This window comes from Patulibacter defluvii (genome assembly GCF_034096925.1).
GTDB classification, from domain to species: domain Bacteria; phylum Actinomycetota; class Thermoleophilia; order Solirubrobacterales; family Solirubrobacteraceae; genus Patulibacter; species Patulibacter defluvii.
The window spans coordinates 62,928-84,608 of sequence record NZ_JAWZSQ010000016.1; the positions used below are offsets into that span (position 1 = coordinate 62,928).

The 21,681-nt window shown below is 74.5% G+C and carries 22 protein-coding genes; 16 read left to right on the plus strand and 6 right to left on the minus strand.

Annotation, left to right across the window (positions count from 1 at the left end; all coding sequences use genetic code 11):
* Nucleotides 1-74 precede the first annotated feature (74 nt).
* On the plus strand, nucleotides 75-734 hold the full coding sequence (locus SH587_RS16170; RefSeq protein WP_320671669.1) for a TetR/AcrR family transcriptional regulator: 660 nt from the start codon (nucleotides 75-77) through the stop codon (nucleotides 732-734).
* Nucleotides 731-1,453 (plus strand): SDR family NAD(P)-dependent oxidoreductase, encoded by a 723-nt coding sequence (locus SH587_RS16175; RefSeq protein WP_320671670.1) that lies wholly within the window; start codon nucleotides 731-733, stop codon nucleotides 1,451-1,453. Before SH587_RS16170 ends, SH587_RS16175 begins: the two co-directional genes overlap by 4 nt.
* 6 nt (nucleotides 1,454-1,459) lie before the next feature.
* On the opposite strand, the gene SH587_RS16180 is transcribed toward SH587_RS16175, so the two are convergent.
* Nucleotides 1,460-2,179, minus strand: coding sequence for a class I SAM-dependent methyltransferase (locus tag SH587_RS16180; protein ID WP_320671671.1), 720 nt, complete (start codon nucleotides 2,177-2,179; stop codon nucleotides 1,460-1,462).
* Between the two features lie 58 nt (nucleotides 2,180-2,237).
* On the opposite strand from SH587_RS16180, the gene SH587_RS16185 reads away from it, so the two are divergent.
* The gene (locus SH587_RS16185; protein WP_320671672.1) at nucleotides 2,238-3,182 is read left to right on the plus strand and encodes a glycosyltransferase family 2 protein; all 945 of its coding nucleotides are present in this window, start codon (nucleotides 2,238-2,240) and stop codon (nucleotides 3,180-3,182) included.
* On the opposite strand, the gene SH587_RS16190 is transcribed toward SH587_RS16185, so the two are convergent.
* The 5 genes from SH587_RS16190 to SH587_RS16210 are packed head-to-tail and all read right to left on the minus strand — an operon-like array spanning nucleotide 3,179 to nucleotide 7,577.
* On the minus strand, nucleotides 3,179-3,820 hold the full coding sequence (locus tag SH587_RS16190; RefSeq protein WP_320671673.1) for an acyltransferase: 642 nt from the start codon (nucleotides 3,818-3,820) through the stop codon (nucleotides 3,179-3,181). The genes SH587_RS16185 and SH587_RS16190 overlap by 4 nt on opposite strands.
* Entirely contained in the window at nucleotides 3,817-4,614 is a 798-nt protein-coding gene (locus SH587_RS16195) for a class I SAM-dependent methyltransferase (RefSeq protein WP_320671674.1), read from the minus strand. The genes SH587_RS16190 and SH587_RS16195 overlap by 4 nt, the downstream gene beginning before the upstream one ends.
* Entirely contained in the window at nucleotides 4,615-6,090 is a 1,476-nt protein-coding gene (locus tag SH587_RS16200; protein ID WP_320671675.1) for an oligosaccharide flippase family protein, read from the minus strand. It lies immediately after the preceding gene.
* Between the two features lie 46 nt (nucleotides 6,091-6,136).
* Nucleotides 6,137-6,847 (minus strand): class I SAM-dependent methyltransferase, encoded by a 711-nt coding sequence (locus tag SH587_RS16205; protein ID WP_320671676.1) that lies wholly within the window; start codon nucleotides 6,845-6,847, stop codon nucleotides 6,137-6,139.
* A gap of 4 nt (nucleotides 6,848-6,851) precedes the next feature.
* Nucleotides 6,852-7,577 carry a class I SAM-dependent methyltransferase gene (locus SH587_RS16210; RefSeq protein WP_320671677.1) on the minus strand — a complete coding sequence of 242 codons (726 nt, stop codon included), beginning with the start codon at nucleotides 7,575-7,577 and terminating at the stop codon, nucleotides 6,852-6,854.
* 126 nt (nucleotides 7,578-7,703) lie between these two features.
* Here SH587_RS16210 and SH587_RS16215 point away from each other — a divergent pair, with 126 nt between their 5' ends.
* The 13 genes from SH587_RS16215 to SH587_RS16275 all read left to right on the plus strand — a co-directional run bounded on the left by SH587_RS16215 (nucleotide 7,704) and on the right by SH587_RS16275 (nucleotide 21,630).
* Nucleotides 7,704-8,474: a sugar phosphate nucleotidyltransferase gene (locus SH587_RS16215; RefSeq protein WP_320671678.1), complete on the plus strand. Its 771-nt coding sequence runs from the start codon at nucleotides 7,704-7,706 to the stop codon at nucleotides 8,472-8,474.
* Nucleotides 8,471-9,232, plus strand: a complete 762-nt coding sequence (locus SH587_RS16220; RefSeq protein WP_320671679.1) for a methyltransferase domain-containing protein — start codon at nucleotides 8,471-8,473, stop codon at nucleotides 9,230-9,232. Before SH587_RS16215 ends, SH587_RS16220 begins: the two co-directional genes overlap by 4 nt.
* The gene (locus SH587_RS16225) at nucleotides 9,229-10,005 is read left to right on the plus strand and encodes a class I SAM-dependent methyltransferase (RefSeq protein ID WP_320671680.1); all 777 of its coding nucleotides are present in this window, start codon (nucleotides 9,229-9,231) and stop codon (nucleotides 10,003-10,005) included. The genes SH587_RS16220 and SH587_RS16225 overlap by 4 nt, the downstream gene beginning before the upstream one ends.
* Nucleotides 10,002-11,021, plus strand: a complete 1,020-nt coding sequence (locus SH587_RS16230) for an NAD-dependent epimerase/dehydratase family protein (protein WP_375341776.1) — start codon at nucleotides 10,002-10,004, stop codon at nucleotides 11,019-11,021. The genes SH587_RS16225 and SH587_RS16230 overlap by 4 nt, the downstream gene beginning before the upstream one ends.
* On the plus strand, nucleotides 11,018-12,040 hold the full coding sequence (locus SH587_RS16235) for a glycosyltransferase family 2 protein (RefSeq protein ID WP_320671682.1): 1,023 nt from the start codon (nucleotides 11,018-11,020) through the stop codon (nucleotides 12,038-12,040). Before SH587_RS16230 ends, SH587_RS16235 begins: the two co-directional genes overlap by 4 nt.
* On the plus strand, nucleotides 12,037-13,167 hold the full coding sequence (locus SH587_RS16240) for a glycosyltransferase family 4 protein (RefSeq protein WP_320671683.1): 1,131 nt from the start codon (nucleotides 12,037-12,039) through the stop codon (nucleotides 13,165-13,167). The genes SH587_RS16235 and SH587_RS16240 overlap by 4 nt, the downstream gene beginning before the upstream one ends.
* A gap of 702 nt (nucleotides 13,168-13,869) precedes the next feature.
* Nucleotides 13,870-14,619, plus strand: coding sequence for a YebC/PmpR family DNA-binding transcriptional regulator (locus SH587_RS16245; protein ID WP_320671684.1), 750 nt, complete (start codon nucleotides 13,870-13,872; stop codon nucleotides 14,617-14,619).
* Between the two features lie 32 nt (nucleotides 14,620-14,651).
* A complete protein-coding gene (locus SH587_RS16250; RefSeq protein WP_320671685.1) occupies nucleotides 14,652-15,860 on the plus strand; it encodes a glycosyltransferase in 1,209 nt (402 codons plus the stop codon).
* 58 nt (nucleotides 15,861-15,918) lie between these two features.
* The gene (gene ruvC / locus SH587_RS16255; RefSeq protein ID WP_320671686.1) at nucleotides 15,919-16,413 is read left to right on the plus strand and encodes a crossover junction endodeoxyribonuclease RuvC; all 495 of its coding nucleotides are present in this window, start codon (nucleotides 15,919-15,921) and stop codon (nucleotides 16,411-16,413) included.
* Nucleotides 16,410-16,997, plus strand: coding sequence for a Holliday junction branch migration protein RuvA (ruvA, locus tag SH587_RS16260; RefSeq protein WP_320671687.1), 588 nt, complete (start codon nucleotides 16,410-16,412; stop codon nucleotides 16,995-16,997). Before ruvC ends, ruvA begins: the two co-directional genes overlap by 4 nt.
* A gap of 56 nt (nucleotides 16,998-17,053) precedes the next feature.
* Entirely contained in the window at nucleotides 17,054-18,085 is a 1,032-nt protein-coding gene (gene ruvB, locus SH587_RS16265; protein ID WP_375341778.1) for a Holliday junction branch migration DNA helicase RuvB, read from the plus strand.
* Between the two features lie 181 nt (nucleotides 18,086-18,266).
* Complete coding sequence (secD, locus tag SH587_RS16270) at nucleotides 18,267-21,317, plus strand: protein translocase subunit SecD (RefSeq protein ID WP_320671689.1); 3,051 nt, start codon at nucleotides 18,267-18,269, stop codon at nucleotides 21,315-21,317.
* A gap of 43 nt (nucleotides 21,318-21,360) precedes the next feature.
* Nucleotides 21,361-21,630: a hypothetical protein gene (locus SH587_RS16275; protein WP_320671690.1), complete on the plus strand. Its 270-nt coding sequence runs from the start codon at nucleotides 21,361-21,363 to the stop codon at nucleotides 21,628-21,630.
* The last annotated feature ends 51 nt before the right edge of the window (nucleotides 21,631-21,681 follow it).

Sequence of the window (21,681 nt, forward strand, 5' to 3'; positions counted from 1 at the left end):
TGGTACCGTGCGGTACCGACGACGGGGCCACGCTACCAGGCAGGTGCCCCCGCGATCCACCGTCATTCCGCCCGATGAAGCCGCGCCCCGACACCGCCGACCCGATCGCCGCCGCCCGGATCGCCGACCAGCGCCGGCGGCTGCTGCGGGGGATCGCGGCGGCGGTCGACGAGAAGGGCTTCGCGGCGACCACGATCGCCGACATCGTCGGCCACGCGCGGGTCTCGAAGCGGACCTTCTACGAGCACTTCGAGGACAAGCTCGACTGCTTCCTGACCTCGTACCGCGCAGGCAGCGCGCTGCTTCGGCGGCGGATGGCCGAGGGCGCGGTCGGCGACGGCCCGTGGATCGAGCGGGTCCGCTCGGCGCTGCGCGGCTACCTCGGCGTGCTCGCCGACACGCCCGAGGTCACGCGGACCTTCGCGGTCGAGATCCTCGCCGCCGGTCCCGAGGCGCTCGAGGTCCGGCGCGAGATGCACCGCCGCTCGGCCGAGCAGCTGCAGGAGGTGGTCGAGCGGATCCGCGAGGAGCACCCGGAGCTGCGGCCGCTGTCGTCGCCGATGGCGGCGGCGATCGTCGGCGCGATGACCGAGCTGGTGGTGGTCGGGCTCGCCGACGGCCGCACCGGCGAGCTGCGCGAGCTCGACGGCGAGATCGTCTTCCTGCTGCACGCGGTGCTGACCGCGCCCGAACCCCCGACCCCGCTCACCGATCCCGGAGGATCCAGCTCATGACCACACGCGCCGCCATCGTCACGGGCGCCAGCAGCGGGATCGGCCTGGCCGTCGCGCGGATGCTCGGCGAGGAGGGCTACGCGCTGACGCTGGCCGCCCGCCGCGCCGACAAGCTCGAGGCGGCGGCCGACGAGCTGCGCCAGGCCGGGCTGACCGTCCACCACGTGGCGGTGCCGCTGCAGGCGGAGGAGTCGGTCCAGCGGGTCGTGGCCGAGCACCGCGAGCGCTACGGCCGGCTTGACGTGCTGGTCAACAACGCCGGGATCGGGATCGGCGCGCCGGTCGGCGAGATCCAGACCAAGCGGCTGGACCTGCAGCTCGACGTCAACCTGCGGACGATCATCCTCTTCTACCGCGAGTCGGTCGGGCTGCTGCGCGAGGCGGCCAAGGAGCACCGCAACGCGCTGGTGGTCAACACCGCCTCGATCGCCGGCAAGTACGGCCAGGCGTGGCTCTCGGTCTACGCGGCGACCAAGGGCGCGGTCGTCAACTGGACCGAGTCGATGCACAAGGAGCTGGCGCCGGAGGGGATCAAGAGCACCGCCCTCTGCCCGGCCTTCGTCGACACCCCGATGACCGACTTCGTCAAGGGCTCGGTCGCCGCCGACGAGATGATCACCACCCAGGACATCGCCGAGTCGGTCCGCTTCCTGCTGCGCGTCTCCCCGGCCTGCTGCGTGCCGGAGATCCAGTTCGTGCGGCCCAACGACACGATGTAGGGCCGCTCACCGCACGCCGCGCAGCATCCTCCGCCGGCGCAGCGCCGTCCGCAGCGGGCCGGCCGCCGCGGCCGGCCGGTAGGCGACCAGGTGCGAGCGCTCGTGGAGCAGCTGGTGGCGGACCAGCCCCGGAGCGGCGCGGCCGAGCAGCGCCCGCAGCGGCATCGGCTGGTGCAGCTCGAGGTCGTCGTCGGCGGTGTCGAGCAGGTTGGCGACGACCAGCTCGCCGAGGCCCTCCATCCGCACCAGCACCGCCTCGGGATCGGTCGCGTGCTCGACGACGTCGAAGGCGTAGACGGCGTCGAACCGCTCCAGCGGCGGCAGCGCGTCGAGGTCGAGGATCGGCGCGTCGTGGCCGCGCCGCTTCAGCCGCCAGGCCAGGTACGCGGTCGAGGGGTTGGCGAAGTCGGCGAACGTCACGTCGTAGCCGTCCTCCAGCAGCGCCAGGCCGTCGGCGCCGATCCCGCAGCCGAAGTCGAGCAGCCGCGCGCCGGCCGGGACCAGCTCGCGCAGCAGCCGGTGGTAGGGCGCCTTCGCCCCCGACATCGAGAACGCGGTCAGGTCGTAGAGGTAGCTCTCCGACGTCCGGTAGAAGCGCTCGGCGTCGCCGATCGCCCGCCACTCCTCGCGCACGCCGGCGTCGTGGCCCCGCAGCCGCTCCAGGTCGAAGCGGTCGCCGAGGTAGGCGCGCAGCTCGGCGAGATCGCGCTCCGGGTCGAGGGCCACGGCGGCATGCTCGCAGCCGCGGCCGCGCCACGCCGTCCGGGGGTGGAACACTTCGCCGGTGGCCGAGCCGGAGATCAGCGTCGTGATGCCGACCGGCGGCCGGCGCGACCTGCGGCGCCCGCTCGACGCGCTGGCCCGGGCGCTCGCCGCGCAGCCCGGCGAGGTGGTGGTGGCGATCGACGCCGCCGCCCCGCCGGAGGCCGCCGCGGCGATCGAGCGCGACGTCGCCGCCCGCGGCCACCGCAGCGTCCGCGCGACCGTCCCCGGCGCCTCGGCCACCCGCAACGCCGGGTGGCGGGCGACGAGCGGCGCGCTGCTGCTGTTCGTCGACGACGACGTGCTGCTCGACCCGCCGGCGCTCGGGGCGCACGTCGACGCTCACCGCGACGGCGACCCGGCGCTGGCCACGATCGGCCGCCTGCGCTGGCCGCCGTGGCGCCGCACGACGCCGTTCGAGCGCTGGGTCGACGACGCGCTCCAGTTCGGCTTCCACGAGATCGCCGCCGACGGCCGGACCGGCTGGTGGCACCTCTTCACCTGCGACTGCGCGATCCGCCGCGCGCCGCTGGAGGCGATCGGCGGCCTCGACGAGCAGCGCTTCCCGTTCGGCTACGAGGACCTCGACCTGGGCCTGCGGCTCGACCGCGAGGTCGGCGGGCTGCGGGTTCGGCTGCTGCCCGACGGCGGCGCGATCCACGACACCCGGATGACGCTGACCGAATGGCGCCGGCGGATCCTGCGGATCGCCCGCGCCGAGCGTTCGTGGCAGCAGGCCCACCCCGACGTGGCGACCGTGCTCGGGCCGCGCTTCGAGCGGGTCGGGCGGGACCCCACGCCGCGCTCGGGCCCGCTGGCCGGGCGGCTGGCCCGCTGGCTGCCCGAGGCGACGCCGGCGGCCGGCCCCTGGCTGCACGAGCGGGCGCGAGTCTGGTGGGAGCACGACCTGGCCGCCCGCTTCCGGGCCGAGGCGGCGCGGCTGGCGGCCGAGGAGGGCGCGCCCTAGGCGTCGGCGGCCGGCGGCGTCCCCGAGCCGCCGGCGTCGCTGGTCGCGCCCGGCTCGCCGAGGTTGCGCAGGACCTTGGCCGGGATCCCGCCGGCCATCACGTTGTCCGGCAGGTCGCGGTTGACCACCGAGTTCGCGGCGACGATCGTGCCGACCCCGATCGAGGCGGTGATCGTGCACTTGTTGTTGATCCCCGCGCCCTCGCCGATCACGATCGGGCGGAAGACGAACGGCAGCTCGTACCAGCGCTTGCCGGGCTCGTCCCAGCCGTGGCGGCCGTCGTAGATCGTCGTGTCCTGGGCCAGGCCGACGCCCTCGCCGATCTCCAGCCGGGTGGTGATCTGGACCAGCGCCGAGTTGGTGAAGATCGCGCGACGCCCGATCACGATCTCCGCCTCCGGGCCGAGCTCGATCATCGTGCCGCGCCGGAACTCCGCGTAGGGACCGACGACCAGCTTGCCGCCGAACGGCGCCACCAGCTGGAAGCGGGGCCCGATGTGGGCGGTCGGGTCGATCTGGAGGTCGACGTTCGGGTGCCGCAGGTAGAGCCAGCGCCGCCGCAGCCGCGACGCGAGGTGCGGCAGCTTCAGGTCGAGGTCGCGGGCGATCCGCAGGTGGATCCGTCGGAGCAGGCTCATGTCGGGCGTCGGGCGGTGGCGAGCAGGTTGGCGCGGGTCAGGACGTGCAGCGGCCGCACCCGGTCGGCCCAGGCCAGCAGCCGCCGCGCCGCCCGCGAGGGCACGAAGCCGAACCAGTGGAGGTCGCCGTGGCGGACCTGGACGTCGACGAAGCCGGCCGCGGTGAGGGCGTCGCGCAGCTCGCGGGCCGACAGCTCGCCGACGTGCATCTGGTGCTCGATCGGCTTGCGCGGGTCGCGCGGCCAGCGGCGACCGCGCGGCCAGATCGCCCGCACCGCCAGGTAGGTGCGGTCGTAGACCAGCCGGTTCGGCATCGTGTGGACGAGCAGCGTGCCGCCCGGCCGCAGCACCCGCAGCGCCTCGCCGAGCGCCTGCTGCAGCTCGGGGCCGGTCAGGTGCTCGACCACGTCGAGCATCGTGCCGTGGTCGGCGACCGCGTCGGCGAGCGGCACGTCGCGGACGTCGGCCTCGTGGAACTCGACCCGGTCGTCGACGCCGTGGGCGGTGGCGGTGTCGTGGGCCAGCCGGATCGCGTCCGGCGAGTACTCGACCCCGATCGCGCGCCGGGCGCCGGCCAGCAGCGCGGCCACGACCAGCTCGCCGCGGCCGCTGCCGAGGTCGACGATCGTCGTCTCCGGCCCGACGCCGAGCGTCTGCACGACCCAGCCGTAGATCCCGTCGACCGCCCGCCGCTCGTCCCAGGCCACGGCGTCGCCGCAGGCCTCGCGGAAGTACTCCTCGTCGTAGGCGGAGGCCGGGACGCGGGGCGGGGTCAGCTTCGGTGGCGTGGTCATCTAGGCGGTGGCGCGACCGCGGCCCAGCAGGTAGCGGGCCGCCTCCTTCGCGAGCCGGCGCTCGAAGAGCCCGACGGACGCGAGGACGATAGCGCCAAAGATGCCGATCCGAACCCCGACGGGCAGGGGGTCCGAGGCCAGCGCGGCGGCGCTGGCCAGCAGCGTCGGGGCCAGCGCACGGCCGGCGTGGCGGGTCATCGAGAGGCCCGGGAAGAGCCGCTGAGCGAGCACGCCGCGGACCAGCAGCCCGGCCAGCGCGGTCAGCGCCAGCGCGATCCCGTAGCCGTCGACGCCCTGCCACGCCAGCAGCGGGATCGTGAACGCGACGAAGCCGCCGACGTGGACGGCGGCCAGCGCCAGCAGCGAGCGACCGTGGCCGCGGACGAGCAGGAACTGCCACAGGTTGGTGCCGATGTGGCCGATCACGATCGCGATCCCGAACCAGCGCAGGACCGGGATCATCGGCTCCCAGCGCTCGCCGAGGACGGTGTGGACCAGCGTCGTCGGGAACAGCGCGCAGGCGGCCCCGACCGGCCCCGCCCACAGCAGCGACATCCGGTTCGCCTTGCCGAACGCCTCGACCAGCAGCGCGTCGTCCTCGCGGCGGGCGCTGATCGCCGGCATCACCGCGTCGGCGATCGCGGCGTCGAGCCGCTGGGCGGCCAGCGCGACCGTCGACGCCAGCGTGATCGCGCCGACCGCGGCGGTGCCGACCAGCAGCTCGGCGGCGACCACCGAGCCGAGCAGCACCGCCGCCGCCGAGCCGGTCGCGGCGGCGACGGGGGCGGAGACCTTCAGCCGCGCCCGCAGCCGGGCGACGTCGCGGATCGGCCGCAGCGGGAAGGGGCAGGCGCGGATCGCCAGCAGCGCGGTCGCCCAGGCCCCGACCAGCCCGCCGAGCACCAGCGACCAGGCGCCGAGCCCGGCGACGGCCAGGCCGACGGTGATCGCGGTGCCGAGCAGCGGCTCGATCGTCTGCAGCAGCCGCAGGCGGCCGAACTGGAGCGAGCGGATCAGCGGCCACATCCCCGCCTGCAGCACCATCGCCGGCGCGGCCAGGGTCGAGGCCAGCACCAGCCACAGCATCTCGCGGTCGCCGTAGACGATCGCCATCACCGGCGCCGCGACCACGATCGCCACGGTCAGGACCGCGTTGACCCCCAGCTCCAGCGTCAGCGCGGCCCGGAAGCTGCGCTCCTGGTCCTCGTCCTCGTCGGCCAGGTAGGCCTCCAGGATCCCGACCTGCTTGAGCACCCCGGCGGCGCCGATGATCGCCAGCACGCCGCCCCAGAGGCCGTACTCCTCGGGTGCGACCAGCGCCGCGACGAGCACGCCGCGGAGCATCTGGACCAGCGTCGCGAAGGCCTGGAAGGCCGCGTTCCAGGCGATCCCGCGGGTCATCGCCACCCGCATCGAGCGGGGGACGGGCAGGACGGTGCGGGGCCGCGGCGGCGCGGACGGAGGAGGGTCGGACATCAGGCGGGCAGCGCGAGTCTAGGCCCGCCGGGGGCGGGGGCGCCGCTCAGGCCACGCGCCGGCCGCGCAGGACGTGCTGGAAGGTCACCAGCGTCCGCAGCCGCCGGGGCACCAGCCGCGGCAGCCGCGGGTCGATCCGCGACGGCTGGAACGGCCGCAGCTTCATCACCCGCTGGACGTCGGCCTCGGGGTCGGCGACCGGGACGCCGGCGTCGGCCAGCAGCTCGATCGCGTTGAGGACCGTGAACCAGCGCAGGTGGGTGCGGTCGAAGATCCCCATCTCGTGCCGCGGCCAGCGGTCGTGGCGGAAGAGCGACCAGTGGGTCTGCCAGTAGCCGACGTTCGGCAGCGAGACGATCGCCACCCCGCCCGGCCGCAGCAGCGCCGCCGCCGAGGCCAGGGCCTGCTCGGGGTCGCGCAGGTGCTCCAGCACGTCGGCGCAGATCAGGCAGTCGAAGCCGTCGCCGACCAGCGAGCGCGCGCGGTCGGGGTCGGCGAAGGCGGCCTCGACGTCGGCGGTCTCGACCCGGTCCAGGCGGGTCGCGGCCCGCGCGGCGTAGACCGGGTCGACCTCGACCCCGACGACCTCGACCGCCGGGTCGCGCTGCTTCAGCCCGGCCCCGAGCGCGCCCGACGAGCAGCCCAGGTCGAGCACCCGCCCGACGCCCGCCGGCACCATCGCCTGGACGTCGGGGCGCGGGTTCTCGTAGGCGAACCGCCGCAGCTCGTGCGCGTCCGCGGCGCCCGCCTCGGCCACGGTGCTAGTAGGTCGAGTGGAGCACGACGTGGGGGACCGTGAAGCGGTCCTTGCCCCGGCCGGCGTGCATGTCGAACTTGCCGTGGACGGTGGTGGTGTCGAAGCCGGCGGTGTAGTGCATCGCCTGCCAGGTCTTGACCGTCGGCATCCAGAAGACGACCGCCTGGTCGCGGTTGGCCAGGAAGCGGGCCGACCGCCACGGCAGCAGCGCGCCGCGCTTGTCGTACTCCTCGGCCGAGATGAAGGTCCCGCCCGGCTTGACCAGGTTGCGGATCCGCTCGAGCGCCAGCAGCTGGTCGCGGAGGTGGATCAGGACCGAGCCGCAGAAGACGAGGTCGAACTGGCCGTACTCCTCCGGGGTGGCGAAGTAGATCGACTGGACGACCCGCTGGACCTTCGACTGCTTGACCTCGTGGGCGAGGTGGAAGCCGGCGCCGCGCTGGTCGTCGCGCATCTCGCTCTCCGGCGGCCGGCGGCGCGGCGGCCAGTCGAGCAGCCGCTCGTCGTCGAGGTCGAGGGCCACGACCTCGGCGCCGCGGCGCTCGAACTCGAAGGCCCAGAACCCGTCCCAGGTGCCGACGTCGAGCACCCGCTTGCCGGTCAGGTCGTCCGGTATGCCGTAGTGCTTGACGTCTTCACGGAGGTCGAACCAGCCATCGGTCACGACCCCCGGCGCGAGCTCGAGCGTGTGGTACCAGGGTCGGGAATCGGCGGCTTCACGGGCGTCCATCGCGGCGGAGTGTAGAGCCCGTTCGCGTCGCCGCAACCGTCGCGTAGCAGGCAACGAGGCGGTGGACGCCGTACGTCAACGGATTCATGACGACAGGGGCCGCAAAGGCCCCTAGACTGCGGCGCCGTGGAAGGCCAGCACACTCCAGACGACCTGCCGGTCGTCGTCCTCTGCGGTGGACGGGGTACCCGTCTAGGGGCGGGTCAGACCCTGCCCAAGCCGCTGGTGGACGTCGGCGGGCGACCGATCGTCCAACACGTCGTATCGATCTACGCCGCCCAGGGGCAGCGCCGGTTCCTGCTCGCCGCGGGCTACAAGGCGGATCTGCTCGCGGAGGCGGTGGCCGCGATCCAGTGGCCCGAGGGGGTCGAGGTCCGGTGCATCGACACCGGCGTCGACACCGAGACCGGCGGCCGCGTCCACCGGCTCCGCGATCAGCTGGGCGGCGAGCCGTTCCACCTGACCTACGCGGACGGCGTCGCCGACGTCGACCTCGCCGCGCTCGAGGCCCGCCACCGCGAGGCCGGTCGCACCGCGACCGTCACCGTGGTCCGGCCCGAGCTGCAGTTCGGCGTCGTCGACATCGCCGACGACGGGGCGATCACCGGCTTCCGCGAGAAGCCGCGCTCGACCCACTGGATCAACGGCGGCTTCATGCGCTTCGAGCCCGACGTCTTCGACGTCCTCGACCCCGACTGCGTGCTCGAGCGCGAGCCGCTCGAGCGGCTGGCCGCCGAGGGCCGCCTGCACAGCCGCCGCCACGAGGGCTTCTGGGCCTGCATGGACACCTACAAGGACGCGCGGCGGCTGAACGAGCTGTGGGACGGCGGCGTCGCGCCGTGGGACGACCAGCGGCTGCTGGCCACGCTCTCCGGCGACGCCGAGGTCTCGCGATGACCGCCGTCGAGTCGGACCGCGCGGCGGCCGCCCGCCAGGCGATCGCCGACAACCCGATCTGGTACCACGCGATCGAGCTGGCCCCGGGGGTCGTGACCCCCGGCTTCGTCGATCACCGCCCGATCACGGCCAAGCTGCTGCCCGACGACCTCAGCGGTCAGCGGGCGATCGATGTCGGCACCTTCGACGGCCACTGGGCGTTCTCGATGGAGCAGCGGGGGGCGGCCGTGACGGCGCTCGACCTGCCCGACTTCGACGCCACCAGCTGGCCGCCGATCCACCGCGAGCGGCTGCTGCAGGAGGCCGCCGAGCGCAACATGCAGCTCGGCCGCGGCTTCAAGCTGGCCAAGGAGCTGCTCGGCTCGTCGGTCGAGCGGGTCCAGGTCGACGTCCAGAAGCTCGAGGTCGACGACCTCGAGGGCGAGTACGACCTGGTCTTCATCGGCGCGATCCTGCTTCACCTGCGCGACCCCGTCGGGACGCTCGAGCGGCTGGCCGCGCAGCTGAAGCCGGGCGGGCGGCTGATCATGATGGAGGCCTTCTCGTGGCGGGCCCAGCTGCGCTCGCCGCGCAAGCCGATGGCGCACTTCCGGACGCTCGAGTCGCCGTTCAACTGGTGGGTCCCGAACCTGCGGCTGCTCCAAGCCTGGATGCTGACCGCCGGCTGGGTCGACGTCGAGCGCCACGGCTTCCTCCGCCCGCCGGGCAAGAAGGAGATGCGCCAGACGTACGTCCACTTCACGGCCCGCAAGCCGTGAGGGCGGAGGCGCTGCAGCGGATCGCCGCGCTGCCCGACGACGCGCTGGTGCTCGACGTCGGCGGCTGGGCGGCGCCGCTGGCGCGGGCCGACTGGGTGATCGACCTGCTGCCCTACGAGACCCGCGGCCTCTACGGCCACACCGCGCCCGACGAGGAGCGGTTCAGCGCCGACCGCTGGGTCCAGGCCGACATCTGCGGGCCCGAGCCGTGGCCGTTCGCCGACGACCAGTTCGACGTCGTGCTCTGCTCGCACACGCTCGAGGACGTCCGCGACCCGGTCTTCGTCTGCCGCGAGCTGTCGCGGGTCGCGAAGGCCGGCTACGTCGAGGTCCCGGCCCCGATCGAGGACCTGACCTACGGGGTCCAGGGCCACTGGGTCGGCTGGTCGCACCACCGCTGGATCAGCGAGGTCGAGACGACCGCCGAGGGCCAGGGCTTCGTCCTCACCCACAAGCCGCACCTGCTCGCCGCCCCGGGCCGCCACCTGCCGGCCGGGACCCACGAGCGGGTGCCGGAGGAGCAGCGGGTGCTGGCCTGGTGGTGGGAGGGGCAGATCCCCGCCCGCGAGCGGGTCCACGTCGCCGCCGAGGAGTTCGACGCGTGGCTCGCCGGCCTGCTCGGGGACTGCGCGACGGCGGCCGGGGTGCCGGTGCCGCGCCCCGGTGGGATCGAGCACCCGATCGGGGCCGAGGTCGCTCGCCGCTGGACGCCACGCAGGATCGCCGCCGGGCTCGGACGTCGAGCCGGCTTCTGGAAGGATGCGCGCCGATGACCGGGTTCGGAGAGTCGATGAGGGGGCGCTCGGTGTTCGTCACCGGGGCGTACGGGATGCTGGGGGCGTGGCTCGTCCGCGCGCTGCTGGAGCGGGGGGCGCACGTGACCGTGCTCCGCCGCGACCAGGTGCGCGCGTCGATGCTGCGGCTCGACGGCCTGGAGGAGCAGTGCGCCGTCGTCCAGGGCGACCTGGTCGGCGAGGGGGTGGTCGAGCGCGCGATCGGCGAGTACGAGTGCGACACCGTCTTCCACCTCGCCGCGCAGACGATCGTCGGCACCGCCAACCGCTCGCCGGTCTCGACCTTCGAGGCCAACATCAAGGGCACCTGGGTGCTGATGGAGGCGTGCCGTCTGCAGGGCGTCGAGCGCGTGATCGTGGCCGCCTCGGACAAGGCCTACGGCCCCCACGAGACGCTGCCCTACCAGGAGCACTTCGCGCTCCAGCCGAAGTTCCCCTACGACGTGTCGAAGGCGGCGACCGACCTGATCGCCCGCTCCTACTGGCACACCTACGGGGTGCCGACGGCGGTCACGCGGCTGGCCAACATCTACGGCGGCGGCGACCTCAACCGCTCGCGGCTGCTGCCCGAGGCGATCGCGGCGGTGCTGCGCGGCCGCGCGCCGGTGATCCGCTCGGACGGCTCGCCGGAGCGCGACTTCCTCTACGTCGAGGACGCCGCCAACGCCTACCTGGCGATCTGCGACCAGCTCGACGCCGACGCCGATCGCGCCGAAGGAGAGCCGCTGCTGGCCCGCGGCCACGCGTTCAACGCCGGCGGCGACCGGCCGCACAGCGTCAAGTCGGTGATCGACGCGGTGGTCCGCGTCAGCGGCGTCGACCTGGAGCCGGACATCCGCGGCCAGGGCACGCCGTCGGGCGAGATCGACCGCCAGTACGTCGACTCGACCAAGCTCCGCGAGCAGACCGGCTGGGCGCCGCAGGTCGACCTCGACGAGGGCATCCGCCGCACGATCGCCTGGTACCGCGAGCACCCGGACGCGATCGCGACGTGACCCCGCCCGACCGCGAGCGGGCGGGCGGGTCCGCGCCGCCGCGGCCGGCCGCCCCGGACGTCTCGGTCGTGATCCCCACGGCCGGGCGCCGGGTCGGGCTGCTGTGGGCGCTCGACGCGCTCGCGGCCCAGGAGCTGCCGGAGGGCGCGACCTTCGAGGTCAACGTCGTCCACGGCCCCGAGCGGACGCCGGTGCTGGAGGCGGCCCGCGAGCACCCGCTGGTCCGCTCCGGGGTGGCGGCGATCGTCGCCTCCGACGGGCTGGTGGCGTCGCAGAAGCGCAACATCGCCTGGCGGATGGGGCGGGCGCCGCTGATCGCCTTCACCGACGACGACTGCCGGCCGCAGCCGGGCTGGCTGGCCGCGTTCCTGGCCGCCCACCGGGCGCACCCGGAGGGGCTGCTGCAGGGCGGGGCGGCGATCGACCCCGACCAGCACGACGTCGCGATGCGGGCGCCGCGGCCGCGGCTGCAGCGGTTCGCGCCGCCGACCCCGTGGGCCGAGCTCTGCTCGATGGCCTTCCCGCGCGGGCTGCTGGAGGCGGTCGGCGGGCTCGACGAGGGCTACGGCAGCGTCGGCGAGGACACCGACCTGGCCTGGCGGATGCACGAGCGCGGCGCACCGTGGGTGGCCGTGCCCGACGCGGTCGTCGACCACGCGGTCGAGACGCCGGGGCTGCGCGGCTGGCTGCGGGTCAGCACCCGCTTCGGCGAGACGACGCGGCTGAAGCGGCGCCATCCGCAGCTGCGCGGGCACTTCCCGCTCGGGATCTTCTGGGTCGCCAACCACGGCTGGCTGCTGGTCGGCGCGGCCGGGCTGGGGTGGGCCGCGGCCCGCCGCGACCCGCGGCCGGCGGCGCTGGCGCTGCCCTACGCGGCCTGGCACGCGAGCCGCTACGGCCGCTCGCCGAAGGGCTACGCCCGCGGCGCGGTCGAGCTGCCGGCGGCGGCGCTGATCGACGCCGCGCGGATCGCGGGCTTCGTCGTCTGGTCGGCCCGCGAGCGGACGGTGCTGCTGTGAGCCCGCTGGCGCCGACGCTGCTGCACCCGACCTTCTGGCCCGAGGTCCGGCGCGGGTCGGAGCGGGCGATCCGGCTGCTGGCCGACGGGCTGGTGGCGGAGGGGCACCGGCCGCGGCTGGTCTGCGGGCACCCCGGCCGCGCGATCGTGCGCGGCGAGGAGGAGGGGCTGGAGATCGTCCGGCTGCCGCGTCCGGCGCGGCGGCGGCTGCTGCGCCAGCGCTACGACGTCCACGCCGCCCACCACCCGCTGGCGGCGCCGCTGCTGGTGGCCGACCCGGGCCCGCTGCTGCACGCCTTCTACCCGACCGAGGCGGTGCTGGCGGCGCGGGTGATCGGCTGGCGCCGGCGGCTGCGGCAGGGCGCGCGGCTGCCGCTGGTGGTCAGCGTGATGGGCCCGCCCGACCGGCCGTGGGCGGTCGTCGAGCGCGGTCGGCTGGAGGGCCTGGTCGACGCCGCGCGGTCGGCGGCGGTGGTGACGTCGCTGAGCGAGTTCGCCGCCGAGCGGCTGTGGCGGACCTTCGCCGTCCGCAGCGAGATCGTCGCCCCGCCGGTCGACCTCGACGCGTTCATGATCGACGCGACGGTCGAGCGCGACCCGGTCCCGACCCTGCTGTTCTCGTCCGATCCGGCCAGCGGCGCCAAGCGGTTGCCGCTGCTGCTGGAGGCGCTGGCGCTGCTGCGGCGCGAGCTGGCCGAGCTGGAGCTGGTGGTCTCGCGCCCGCGCGATCCGGCGCTGACGCGCGAGCTGGAGGCCGTGCCCGGCGTCCGGCTGCGCGACCTCGACGAGCGGCCGGCGCTGGTCGACGCCTACCGCCGCGCGTGGGTGACGGTGCTGCCCTCCTTCAACGAGGCCTTCGGCCTGGTGGTGGCGGAGAGCCTGGCCTGCGGGACCCCGGCGGTGGCGTTCGCCGGCGAAGGCCCGGCCGAGGTGATCCGCGACGATCGCGTCGGCCGGATCGCTCCCGAGGCGACGCCCGAGCAGCTGGCCGCCGCGATCCGCGGCGCGCTCGAGCTGCGGCCCGAGCCGGGCCTGCGCGAGCGCTGCCGGGCCGCGGTCGACCACCTCGGCGTCCCCGGCCACACGGCGCGGACGCTGGAGCTGTACGCCGCCGCCCTCGACGGCTGAGCGTCGCCGTCCGGCGGCGCGGTGGGCGCGGGAGAGTGCGGGGGAGGGCGGGGGGCGGCGAACGTCACATGCCCGGACCCCTCCCCACGGCGTGCGACGTTCACCCCCGCCGGCGACGGGCAACGTCGCACGCCCCGGCGCCGGTCCGGCGCCGTGTGACGATCACCCCTCCCGCGCGGCCCCGACCGCCCGGCCCGCTTCCGGCGTCTATCACCCACGCACGGACCCACCGCCGCCACCCCCGAGCGGCGCGACGCCACGAAGCGAGCGCCGGCCCGCCACGCGGCGGGTCGACGGCGTCCTCCGCACCGATCGGTGCGTTCGCTGTCCACGGCGTTGGTTACCGGCGGTAGGAGGCGCGCGAGGGCCGGCGCAGGGCCTCCTGTGTACACCGATCTCCAGGGTCGAGCGGGGGAAAAGAGTGGGGTGGGCACCCCACTGGTGATCCGGGGGTGGGACCTGGGACCATCGACGACGTGATCGCCGGCCGACCCGGCTGCGCCACGTGTCCGGGGGGTCACGTGGCCGCCCAACGGGTCGGCCGGATCGATCGCCGCGACGGTCCCCGACAGCGTCACGCAACCTGAGACCGGGACCGCGGGTCCTCGGCCGCGCCACGGGGGGTGCGCCGTCGAGGACCCGCCGTCGCTCCTCCGCCGTCCGCAGCGCCGTGCCGACCGGCCCCGCGGTACGCTGGAGCGCATGGCCGGGCACTCCAAGTGGGCGGGGATCAAGCACAAGAAGGCGATCGTCGACTCGCGTCGCGGCAAGCTCTTCACCAAGCTCGCGCGCCACATCACCGTGGCCGCGAAGGAGGGCGGGGGCGACCCCGTCGGCAACGCGGCCCTGGCGCTGGCGATCCAGAAGGCCAAGGACGCCTCGATGCCCAAGGACAACATCCAGCGGGCGATCGACAAGGGCACCGGTGCCGGCGCCGACGCGGCCAACTTCGAGGCCGTGATGTACGAGGGCTACGGTCCGGGCGGCGTCGCCGTGCTGGTCGAGGCGCTGACCGACAACCGCAACCGCACCGGCTCCGAGGTGCGGCACATGTTCTCCAAGCATGGCGGCTCGCTCGGCGAGCCCGGCTCGGTCGCCTACCTCTTCGACAAGAAGGGCGTGGTCGTCGTCGACGGCAGCAAGCACGACGAGGAGGCGCTGATGGTCGCGATCGAGGCCGGCGCCGACGACATCGAGGAGGACGAGGGCACCTTCGAGGTGATCACCGAGCCCGGGGCCCTGACCGCCGTCCGCGAGGCGCTCGACGCCGCCGGGATCGAGTACGAGCGGGCCGAGCTCGTCTTCCGCCCGCAGGTCCGGACGCCGCTCGACGAGGAGCAGGCGACGAAGCTCGCGAAGCTGATCGACACGCTCGACGACAACGACGACGTCAGCGAGGTCCACGCGAACTTCGAGGTCGACGACGAGGTCCTCGAGCGCGTCTTCGGCTGAGGCCGACGGCCGCCGCGGCCGCGGGCACGCGCATGACCCACGCGCCGCGCGCGCTCGCGATCTCCAACCTCTACCCGCCGCACCACCTCGGCGGCTACGAGCTGGTCCACCACGGCGCCGACCGCTGGCTGCACGACCGTGGCTGGGCGGTCCGGACGCTGGTCACCGACCACCGCGAGCCCGCTGCCGGGGCCGACGACCATCCCTATCCGGTGCAGCGCGCGCTGCGCTGGTACTGGCGCGACCACGGCTTCCCGCGGCTCGGTCCGCGCCGGGTGGTCGCCCTCGAACGCCACAACCACCGGGTCCTGCGCGCCGCCCTCGCCGCCCACCGCCCCGACGTGGTGCTCTTCTGGGCGATGGGCGGGATGAGCCTGTCGCTGGTCGGGGCGGTCCGCCGGGCCGGGATCCCCGCCGTCTTCGTGGTCCACGACCGCTGGCCGATCTACGGGCCGGTCGTCGACCGCTTCGCCCGCGCCCTGCGGCCGCTGCCGAAGCTCCGCGGGCCGCTCGCGCGGGCGCTCGGCAGCGACCGGCCGCGGGGGGCCGAGGGCCACGTGCTGCTGAACTCGCTGCAGCTGGCGGACGAGCTGGTCCGGACCCGCTCGATCCCGCCCGGCTGGCGGGTGGCGGCGCCCGGCGTCGCGCTGCCCGACGCGCCGCGGCCGCCGCGGCCGTGGCGGGGGCGGCTGCTCTGCCTCGGCCGGCTCGATCCCCGCAAGGGCGTCGACGTCGCGGTCGCGGCGCTGGCCCAGCTGCCGCCGGAGACGCGCCTGACCGTCGCCGGGGGCGGCGACGACCAGGTCGCCGCCGCGCTCCGCGAGCAGGCCACCCGGCTCGGCCTCGGCGACCGGGTCGAGCTGCGGGGCGCGGTCCCGCACGACCAGCTGCCGCAGCTGCTCGACGAGCACGACGCGCTGCTCTTCCCGGTCCGCTGGTCGGAGCCGTTCGGCCTGGTGCCGCTGGAGGCGATGGCCCACGGGCGGCCGGTGGTGGCGACGGCGATCGGCGGCCAGTCGGAGTACCTGCGCGACGGGGAGAACGCACTCGTGGTCCCGCCCGACGACCCGCGGGCGATCGCCGCCGCGGTCCGTGCGCTGGCCGCCGACGAGCCGCTGCGGGCGCGGCTGGTCGCCGACGGGCGGACGACGGCGGCCGGCCTCGACGAGCGGCAGTTCCGCGCCACCGTCGAGCGGACCGCGCGGCTCGCCGCCGGCCGTCCCGCCCTGTCGGCGCCGTGAGCGGGACAGGAACGCACGTTCGCGTGCAGGCGTCCGACGCTCCGCGCAGAATGGTGGCGTGGTGATCGTCTTGGGCATCGACCCCGGCCTGGCCAACACCGGCTTCGGCGTCGTCGAGCGGCGCGGCAGCGCCCTCGTCGCGCTCGACGGCGGCGTGATCGCGACCGCGGCCGGCGAGTCGCTGCCGTCGCGGATCCACCGGATCCACCAGGCGGTCGCCGACCTGCTCGACCACTACGCTCCCGACGCGCTCGCGATGGAATCCCTCTACTTCGGCAAGAACGCCACCAGCGCGCTCGCGGTCGGCCAGGCGCGGGGGGTGGCGATGCTCGCCGCCGCCCAGCGCGGGGTGCCGTGCAGCGACTACACGCCGCAGCAGATCAAGGGCGCGGTCTGCGGTCGCGGCGGGGCCGACAAGGCCCAGGTCCAGCGGATGGTCCAGGCGCTGCTGCGGCTGGCCGCGCCGCCGACGCCCGACCACGCCGCCGACGCGCTCGCCGCGGCGATCTGCCACGCCAACCACGCGCCGCTGCGGTCGGCGCTGCCGGCGTGATCGCGCTCCTGCGGGGCACCGTCCACGAGCGGCGGCCGGACGCGGTGGTGCTGCTGACCGCCGGCGGCGTCGGCTACCAGCTCGGCTGCTCGACGACGACGATCGCGGCCCTGCCGCCGGTCGGCAGCGAGGTCGAGCTGCTCTGCCACCTCGCCGTGCGCGAGGACGCGATGACCCTCTACGGCTTCCTCGACGCCGCCGAGCGCGACCTCTTCCACCTGCTGGTCGGGGTCCAGGCGGTCGGGCCGAAGATGGCGCTGGCGGTGCTCTCGGGCGGCGCCCCGGACGAGATCGCGGCCGGGATCGCGGCCGGCGACGCCAAGCGGCTGCAGCAGGCGCCGGGGATCGGCAAGCGGCTGGCCGAGCGGATCGTCGCCGAGCTGCAGGAGAAGCTGGCCGGCCACGCCAGCCTCGGCCGTGGTGCGACGGCGCCCGGCGTGCCCGGCAGCCCGGCCGGCGAGGCACGCGAGGGCCTGCTCGGCCTCGGCCTGCCGCTGGCCGAGGTCGACGCGCTGCTGGCGGTCGCCCAGGGCGAGACCGCCGCCGAGCTGATCGCCGACGCCCTCCGGAGGTCGCGCAAGTGAGCGCCGAGCGGCGCTTCGACGGGCCCGACCCGCTCGGCCGTCCCGAGGGGCAGGGGATCCGGACCCCCGCCGACGCCGACGGCTGGACGCCGACCCGGCTGCCCGATCCGACGGCGCGCGCGGGGGAGGACGCCGAGGATCTCTCGCTGCGGCCCCGCTCGCTCGACGACTTCGTCGGCCAGGACCACGTCCGCGACCAGCTGCGGATCGCGATCGACGCCGCGCGCGGGCGCGGGGAGTCGCTCGACCACGTGCTGCTGGCCGGGCCGCCGGGGCTCGGCAAGACCTCGCTGGCCCGGATCCTGGCCGAGGAGCTGGAGGCGCCGTTCGTGCTCACGGCGGGGCCGTCGCTGGAGCGCAAGGCCGACGTCGCCGCGCTGCTGACCGCGCTCGAGCCGGGCTCCGTCTTCTTCGTCGACGAGCTGCACCGGCTGCCGCGGGCGCTGGAGGAGACGCTCTACCCGGCGATGGAGGACCGCCAGCTGCCGGTCACGATCGGCCAGGGACCGGGGGCGCGGGTGGTGACCCTCGACCTGCCGCCGTTCACCCTGGTCGGCGCGACGACCCGCGCCGGGCTGCTCTCGCGGCCGCTGCGGGACCGCTTCGGCCTCCAGCAGCGCCTCGAGCCGTACCTGCTCGACGACCTGGTCTCGATCGTCCACCGCTCGGCGCGGCTGCTCGACCTGCTGGTCGACGAGGAGGGGGCGATCCTGATCGCGCTCCGGGCCCGCGGGACCCCGCGCGTGGCCAACCGGCTGCTGCGGCGGGTGCGGGACTACGTCGAGGTCCGCTCCGAGGGCCGCGTGACGGCCGCCGCGGCCAGCCAGGCGCTCGACCTGCTGGGCGTCGACGCGCTCGGCCTCGACCGCCTCGACCGCGAGATCCTGCGGGCGATCTGCGCGATGTTCGCCGGCGGCCCGGTCGGCCTGGCGACGCTCTCGGCGGCGGTCGGCGAGGAGGCCGACACGATCGAGGACGTCTACGAGCCGTACCTGCTCCAGCAGGGCCTGCTCCAGCGCACCCAGCGGGGCCGCGTGGCCACGCCGCTGGCCTTCGAGCACCTCGGGTTGACGCTGCCCGATCGCTGATTCAGGGTCCGTCGTTGTCTCCAGAAGCGGGCGGCCGCGGGGACCCGCAAGGCGGCGCCGCCGTCCGAGGGCCTATCGTGCGTGATCCCCGTCACGCCTGGGTCGGGCGAGCGGCAGGCCGGTCCGCGGCTCGGCCGCGGCTCGGCCCGCCCGATCGACGGGTACCCTTCCGAATCCCGCCATGACCGATCGTCGTCGCAACCTCCTCATCCTCCTCGCCGTCGGCATCCTGCTCGCGGCGTCGGCGGTCGCGCTCGCGACGAAGCCGACGAAGCTCGGGCTCGATCTGAAGGGCGGCGTCCAGCTGATCTACGAGGTCAGCCCGACGAAGGGCGAGACGCTCGACGAGGCCACGCTCCAGCGCACGATCGACGTGATGCAGGAGCGGGTCAACAGCCTCGGCGTGGCCGAGGCCGAGCTGCAGCGCTCCGGCGACCGCCAGATCGACGTCGCGCTGCCGGACGTCTCCAACCCGCAGGAGGCGGCGGACACCGTCGGCTCGACGGCGAAGATGGCGTTCTACGACTGGGAGGCGAACGTCGTCGGCCCGGACGGGCAGATCAACGCCGCCGATCCGCAGATCTCCCAGATCGGCGGCAGCCGTCAGTCGCCGGCCGCCACCACCGCCTACGGGGCGGTCATGCGGGCCAAGAACCTCAAGTCGACGAACACCGGCAAGGAGGTCTCGGCCGACCAGTGGTACCTGGTCAACGACCGCACCAAGGCGGTCCTGGCCGGTCCCGAGCGGAGCACCCAGGAGCTGGACAAGAGCAGCAACGTCCAGCGCGCCCTGCGCGGGCTGCGGACCCAGATCCCCGACGCCGCCAAGCGGCTGGCCGCGGACGGCAACGCGAAGCCGCTGCGCTACGTCAAGGTGCCGCAGGGCTACCGGGTCGTCGAGGCCGAGGACGATCCGGAGAACAAGGACTTCAAGGGCGACCCGATCGCGCTGCCGAACTCGCGCTGGTTCGTGCTCCGCGACCAGGCGGCGCTCGAGGGCGAGGACGTCCGCAACCCGGCCCAGACCTTCGACACCTCGCCCGGCGCCGCCAACCGCCCGGTCGTCAGCTTCGAGTTCAGCGACCGCGGCCAGAAGATCTGGAAGGACACGACGAAGGCGATCGTCGACCGCGGCCGCGACAACTGCGTGCCCCAGGCCGGCGAGACGCGGCAGCAGCAGGCCCAGCGCTGCAGCAACCACTTCGCGATCGTCCTCGACCAGAAGCTGGTCACGACCCCGTACATCGACTTCAACGAGAACCCGAACGGGATCAGCGGGGCCGGCGGGTCGCAGATCTCCGGCCAGTTCACGGTCAAGTCGGCCCAGACCCTGGCCAACCAGCTGAAGAGCGGCTCGCTGCCGCTGGAGCTGAACCTGATCTCGCAGCAGCAGGTCTCGGCGACGCTCGGCCAGGAGGCCCTCGACCAGGGCCTGATCGCCGGCATCGTCGGCTTCATCGGCGTGGCGCTGTTCCTGCTCGCGTTCTACCGCGCGCTCGGCCTGATCGCGATCGTCGGCCTGGCCGCCTACACGCTCTTCTTCCTGGCGCTCGTCAAGCTGATCCCGATCGTCCTGACGCTGCCGGGCATCGCCGGCCTGATCCTGACGATCGCCGTCGCCGCCGACGCCAACGTCGTCATCTTCGAACGCGTCAAGGACGAGTTGCAGGCGGGACGATCGGTCCCACGCGCGATCAAGGACGGCTACCGCAAGGGCCTGTCGGCGATCATCGACGGCAACGTCATCACGTTCCTCGTCGCCTTCATCCTCTTCATGGTCGCGACGGCCGGGGTCAAGGGCTTCGCGCTCAACCTCGGGATCGGCGTCCTGATCTCGATGCTGACGGCGATCGCCCTGACGCGGGCGATCCTCGGGCTGGTGGGCCGCTCGCGGCTGATCACGCACCCGACGATGCTCGGCGCCCGCAAGCGCAACCCGATCTGGCATCGCTACGACTTCGTCAAGGCGTCGAAGTGGTTCTTCGCGATGTCGGGCGTGATCCTGGCGATCGGCGCGATCGCGATCGGCGCCAAGGGCCTGAACTTCGGCATCGACTTCGAGTCGGGCACCCAGATCAAGGCGACCGCGCGCGCCGGCACCAGCGTCGACCAGGTCCGCGACGCGCTGCGGCCGGTCGGACTCGCCGACGCCAAGATCCAGACCGTCCAGCTGACCGGCGAGGCGGCCCGTCAGCGCGCCGGCGGCACGACCTTCCAGATCGCCACCGAGGCGCTCGACCGCCAGCGGCTCGGACGGGTGACCAACGAGCTGCAGAAGCTCGGCGTCAACCCGGCCCAGCTCGACACCAACACCGTCGGGCCGACCTTCGGCAAGACGGTGGCGCGGTCGGCGATCGTGGCGATCCTGGCCTCGTTCGCGGTGATCGCGTTCGTGATCTGGTTCCGGTTCGGGCTCCGGTACACGATGCCGATCCTGATCGCGGTCGTCCACGACCTGTTGATCACGGCCGGCATCTACGCCCTCACCGGCGCCGAGGTCACCGCCTCGACCGTCGCCGCCCTGCTGACGATCATCGGCTACTCGCTGTACGACACGATCATCGTCTTCGACCGCGTCCGCGAGAACCTCAAACGGCTGCCGTCCGCGGCCTTCAGCCAGATCATCAACCGCTCGATGAGCGAGGTGCTCGGGCGATCGCTGGTGACCTCGTTCTCGGCCGGCCTGCCGACGCTGGCGCTGCTGCTCTTCGGCGGCGACACGCTGAAGGACTTCGCGCTCGCGATGCTGATCGGCACCCTCTCCGGCGCCTACTCGTCGGTCTTCATCGCCTCGCCGGTGCTGACCGAGTGGGTCGAGCGGCTGCCGGCCTTCAAGGCCCGCCGCAAGCGGCTGATCGCGGCCAACGGCGGGGTCCTGCCCGCCTACCCGGAGGGCAACAAGACCGGCGAGGTCGATCCCTTCGCCCAGCGCGAGAAGCGCGCGCGCCTGACCGCGCCGGAGCCCGAGGGCAACGAGGTCTCCAGCGACGAGTTCCGGCAGATGGTCGCCGACCTGGGGATCGACGAGGCGCCGGCCCAGACCCCGAAGAAGCGCCAGCGCCGGGCCGCGGCCGCCGCGCCGGAGCCCGAGGCCCCCGCGAAGGAGGACGCCGCCGGCGCACCGCCCGAGCGCGCGGCCGACCTCAGCCCCGAGGAGGTCGTGATGAAGGACGAGAAGCCGCGCGGCGCGCGCAAGAGCAAGAGCAACAAGCGCCACGGGAGGCCCCGATGAGCGGCCGCCCGACGACCACCAACGACGCGACGGAGGGTTCCTCGTGGCGATCCTGACCTGGGTCCTGATCTCGCTGGCCGTGTGGCACTTCACGGTCTTCGTCCCGGACAAGTTCGCCGGCGGCATCGTCGGCGCGTTCGCGATCTCGATCGTCGGCGGGATCGTCGGCGGGGTCCTGCTCAGCGGCGTCAGCCTGCCGAGCCGCGACGAGACCGACGTCGTCACGGCGCTGCTCGGCATCCCCGGCTGCGTGGTCGCGCTGGCCGGCCTGTGGCTGTTCGGCGCCCGCGCCGAGGCCCAGCGGCAGGCCTGAGCACCGCCGCCGATCGCGGCCGCGGGGTCGGCGGCCGATCCCGTCGTCCCG

Bases quoted from the DNA above. Each gene is read 5' to 3' on its own strand.
- SH587_RS16170 (WP_320671669.1), top strand. From the start codon at position 75: ATGAAGCCGCGCCCCGACACCGCCGACCCGATCGCCGCCGCCCGGATC.
- SH587_RS16175 (WP_320671670.1), top strand. From the start codon at position 731: ATGACCACACGCGCCGCCATCGTCACGGGCGCCAGCAGCGGGATCGGC.
- SH587_RS16190 (WP_320671673.1), bottom strand. From the start codon at position 3,820: ATGAGCCTGCTCCGACGGATCCACCTGCGGATCGCCCGCGACCTCGAC.
- SH587_RS16195 (WP_320671674.1), bottom strand. From the start codon at position 4,614: ATGACCACGCCACCGAAGCTGACCCCGCCCCGCGTCCCGGCCTCCGCC.
- SH587_RS16200 (WP_320671675.1), bottom strand. From the start codon at position 6,090: ATGTCCGACCCTCCTCCGTCCGCGCCGCCGCGGCCCCGCACCGTCCTG.
- SH587_RS16210 (WP_320671677.1), bottom strand. From the start codon at position 7,577: ATGGACGCCCGTGAAGCCGCCGATTCCCGACCCTGGTACCACACGCTC.
- SH587_RS16220 (WP_320671679.1), top strand. From the start codon at position 8,471: ATGACCGCCGTCGAGTCGGACCGCGCGGCGGCCGCCCGCCAGGCGATC.
- SH587_RS16230 (WP_375341776.1), top strand. From the start codon at position 10,002: ATGACCGGGTTCGGAGAGTCGATGAGGGGGCGCTCGGTGTTCGTCACC.
- SH587_RS16245 (WP_320671684.1), top strand. From the start codon at position 13,870: ATGGCCGGGCACTCCAAGTGGGCGGGGATCAAGCACAAGAAGGCGATC.
- SH587_RS16250 (WP_320671685.1), top strand. From the start codon at position 14,652: ATGACCCACGCGCCGCGCGCGCTCGCGATCTCCAACCTCTACCCGCCG.
- secD (WP_320671689.1), top strand. From the start codon at position 18,267: ATGACCGATCGTCGTCGCAACCTCCTCATCCTCCTCGCCGTCGGCATC.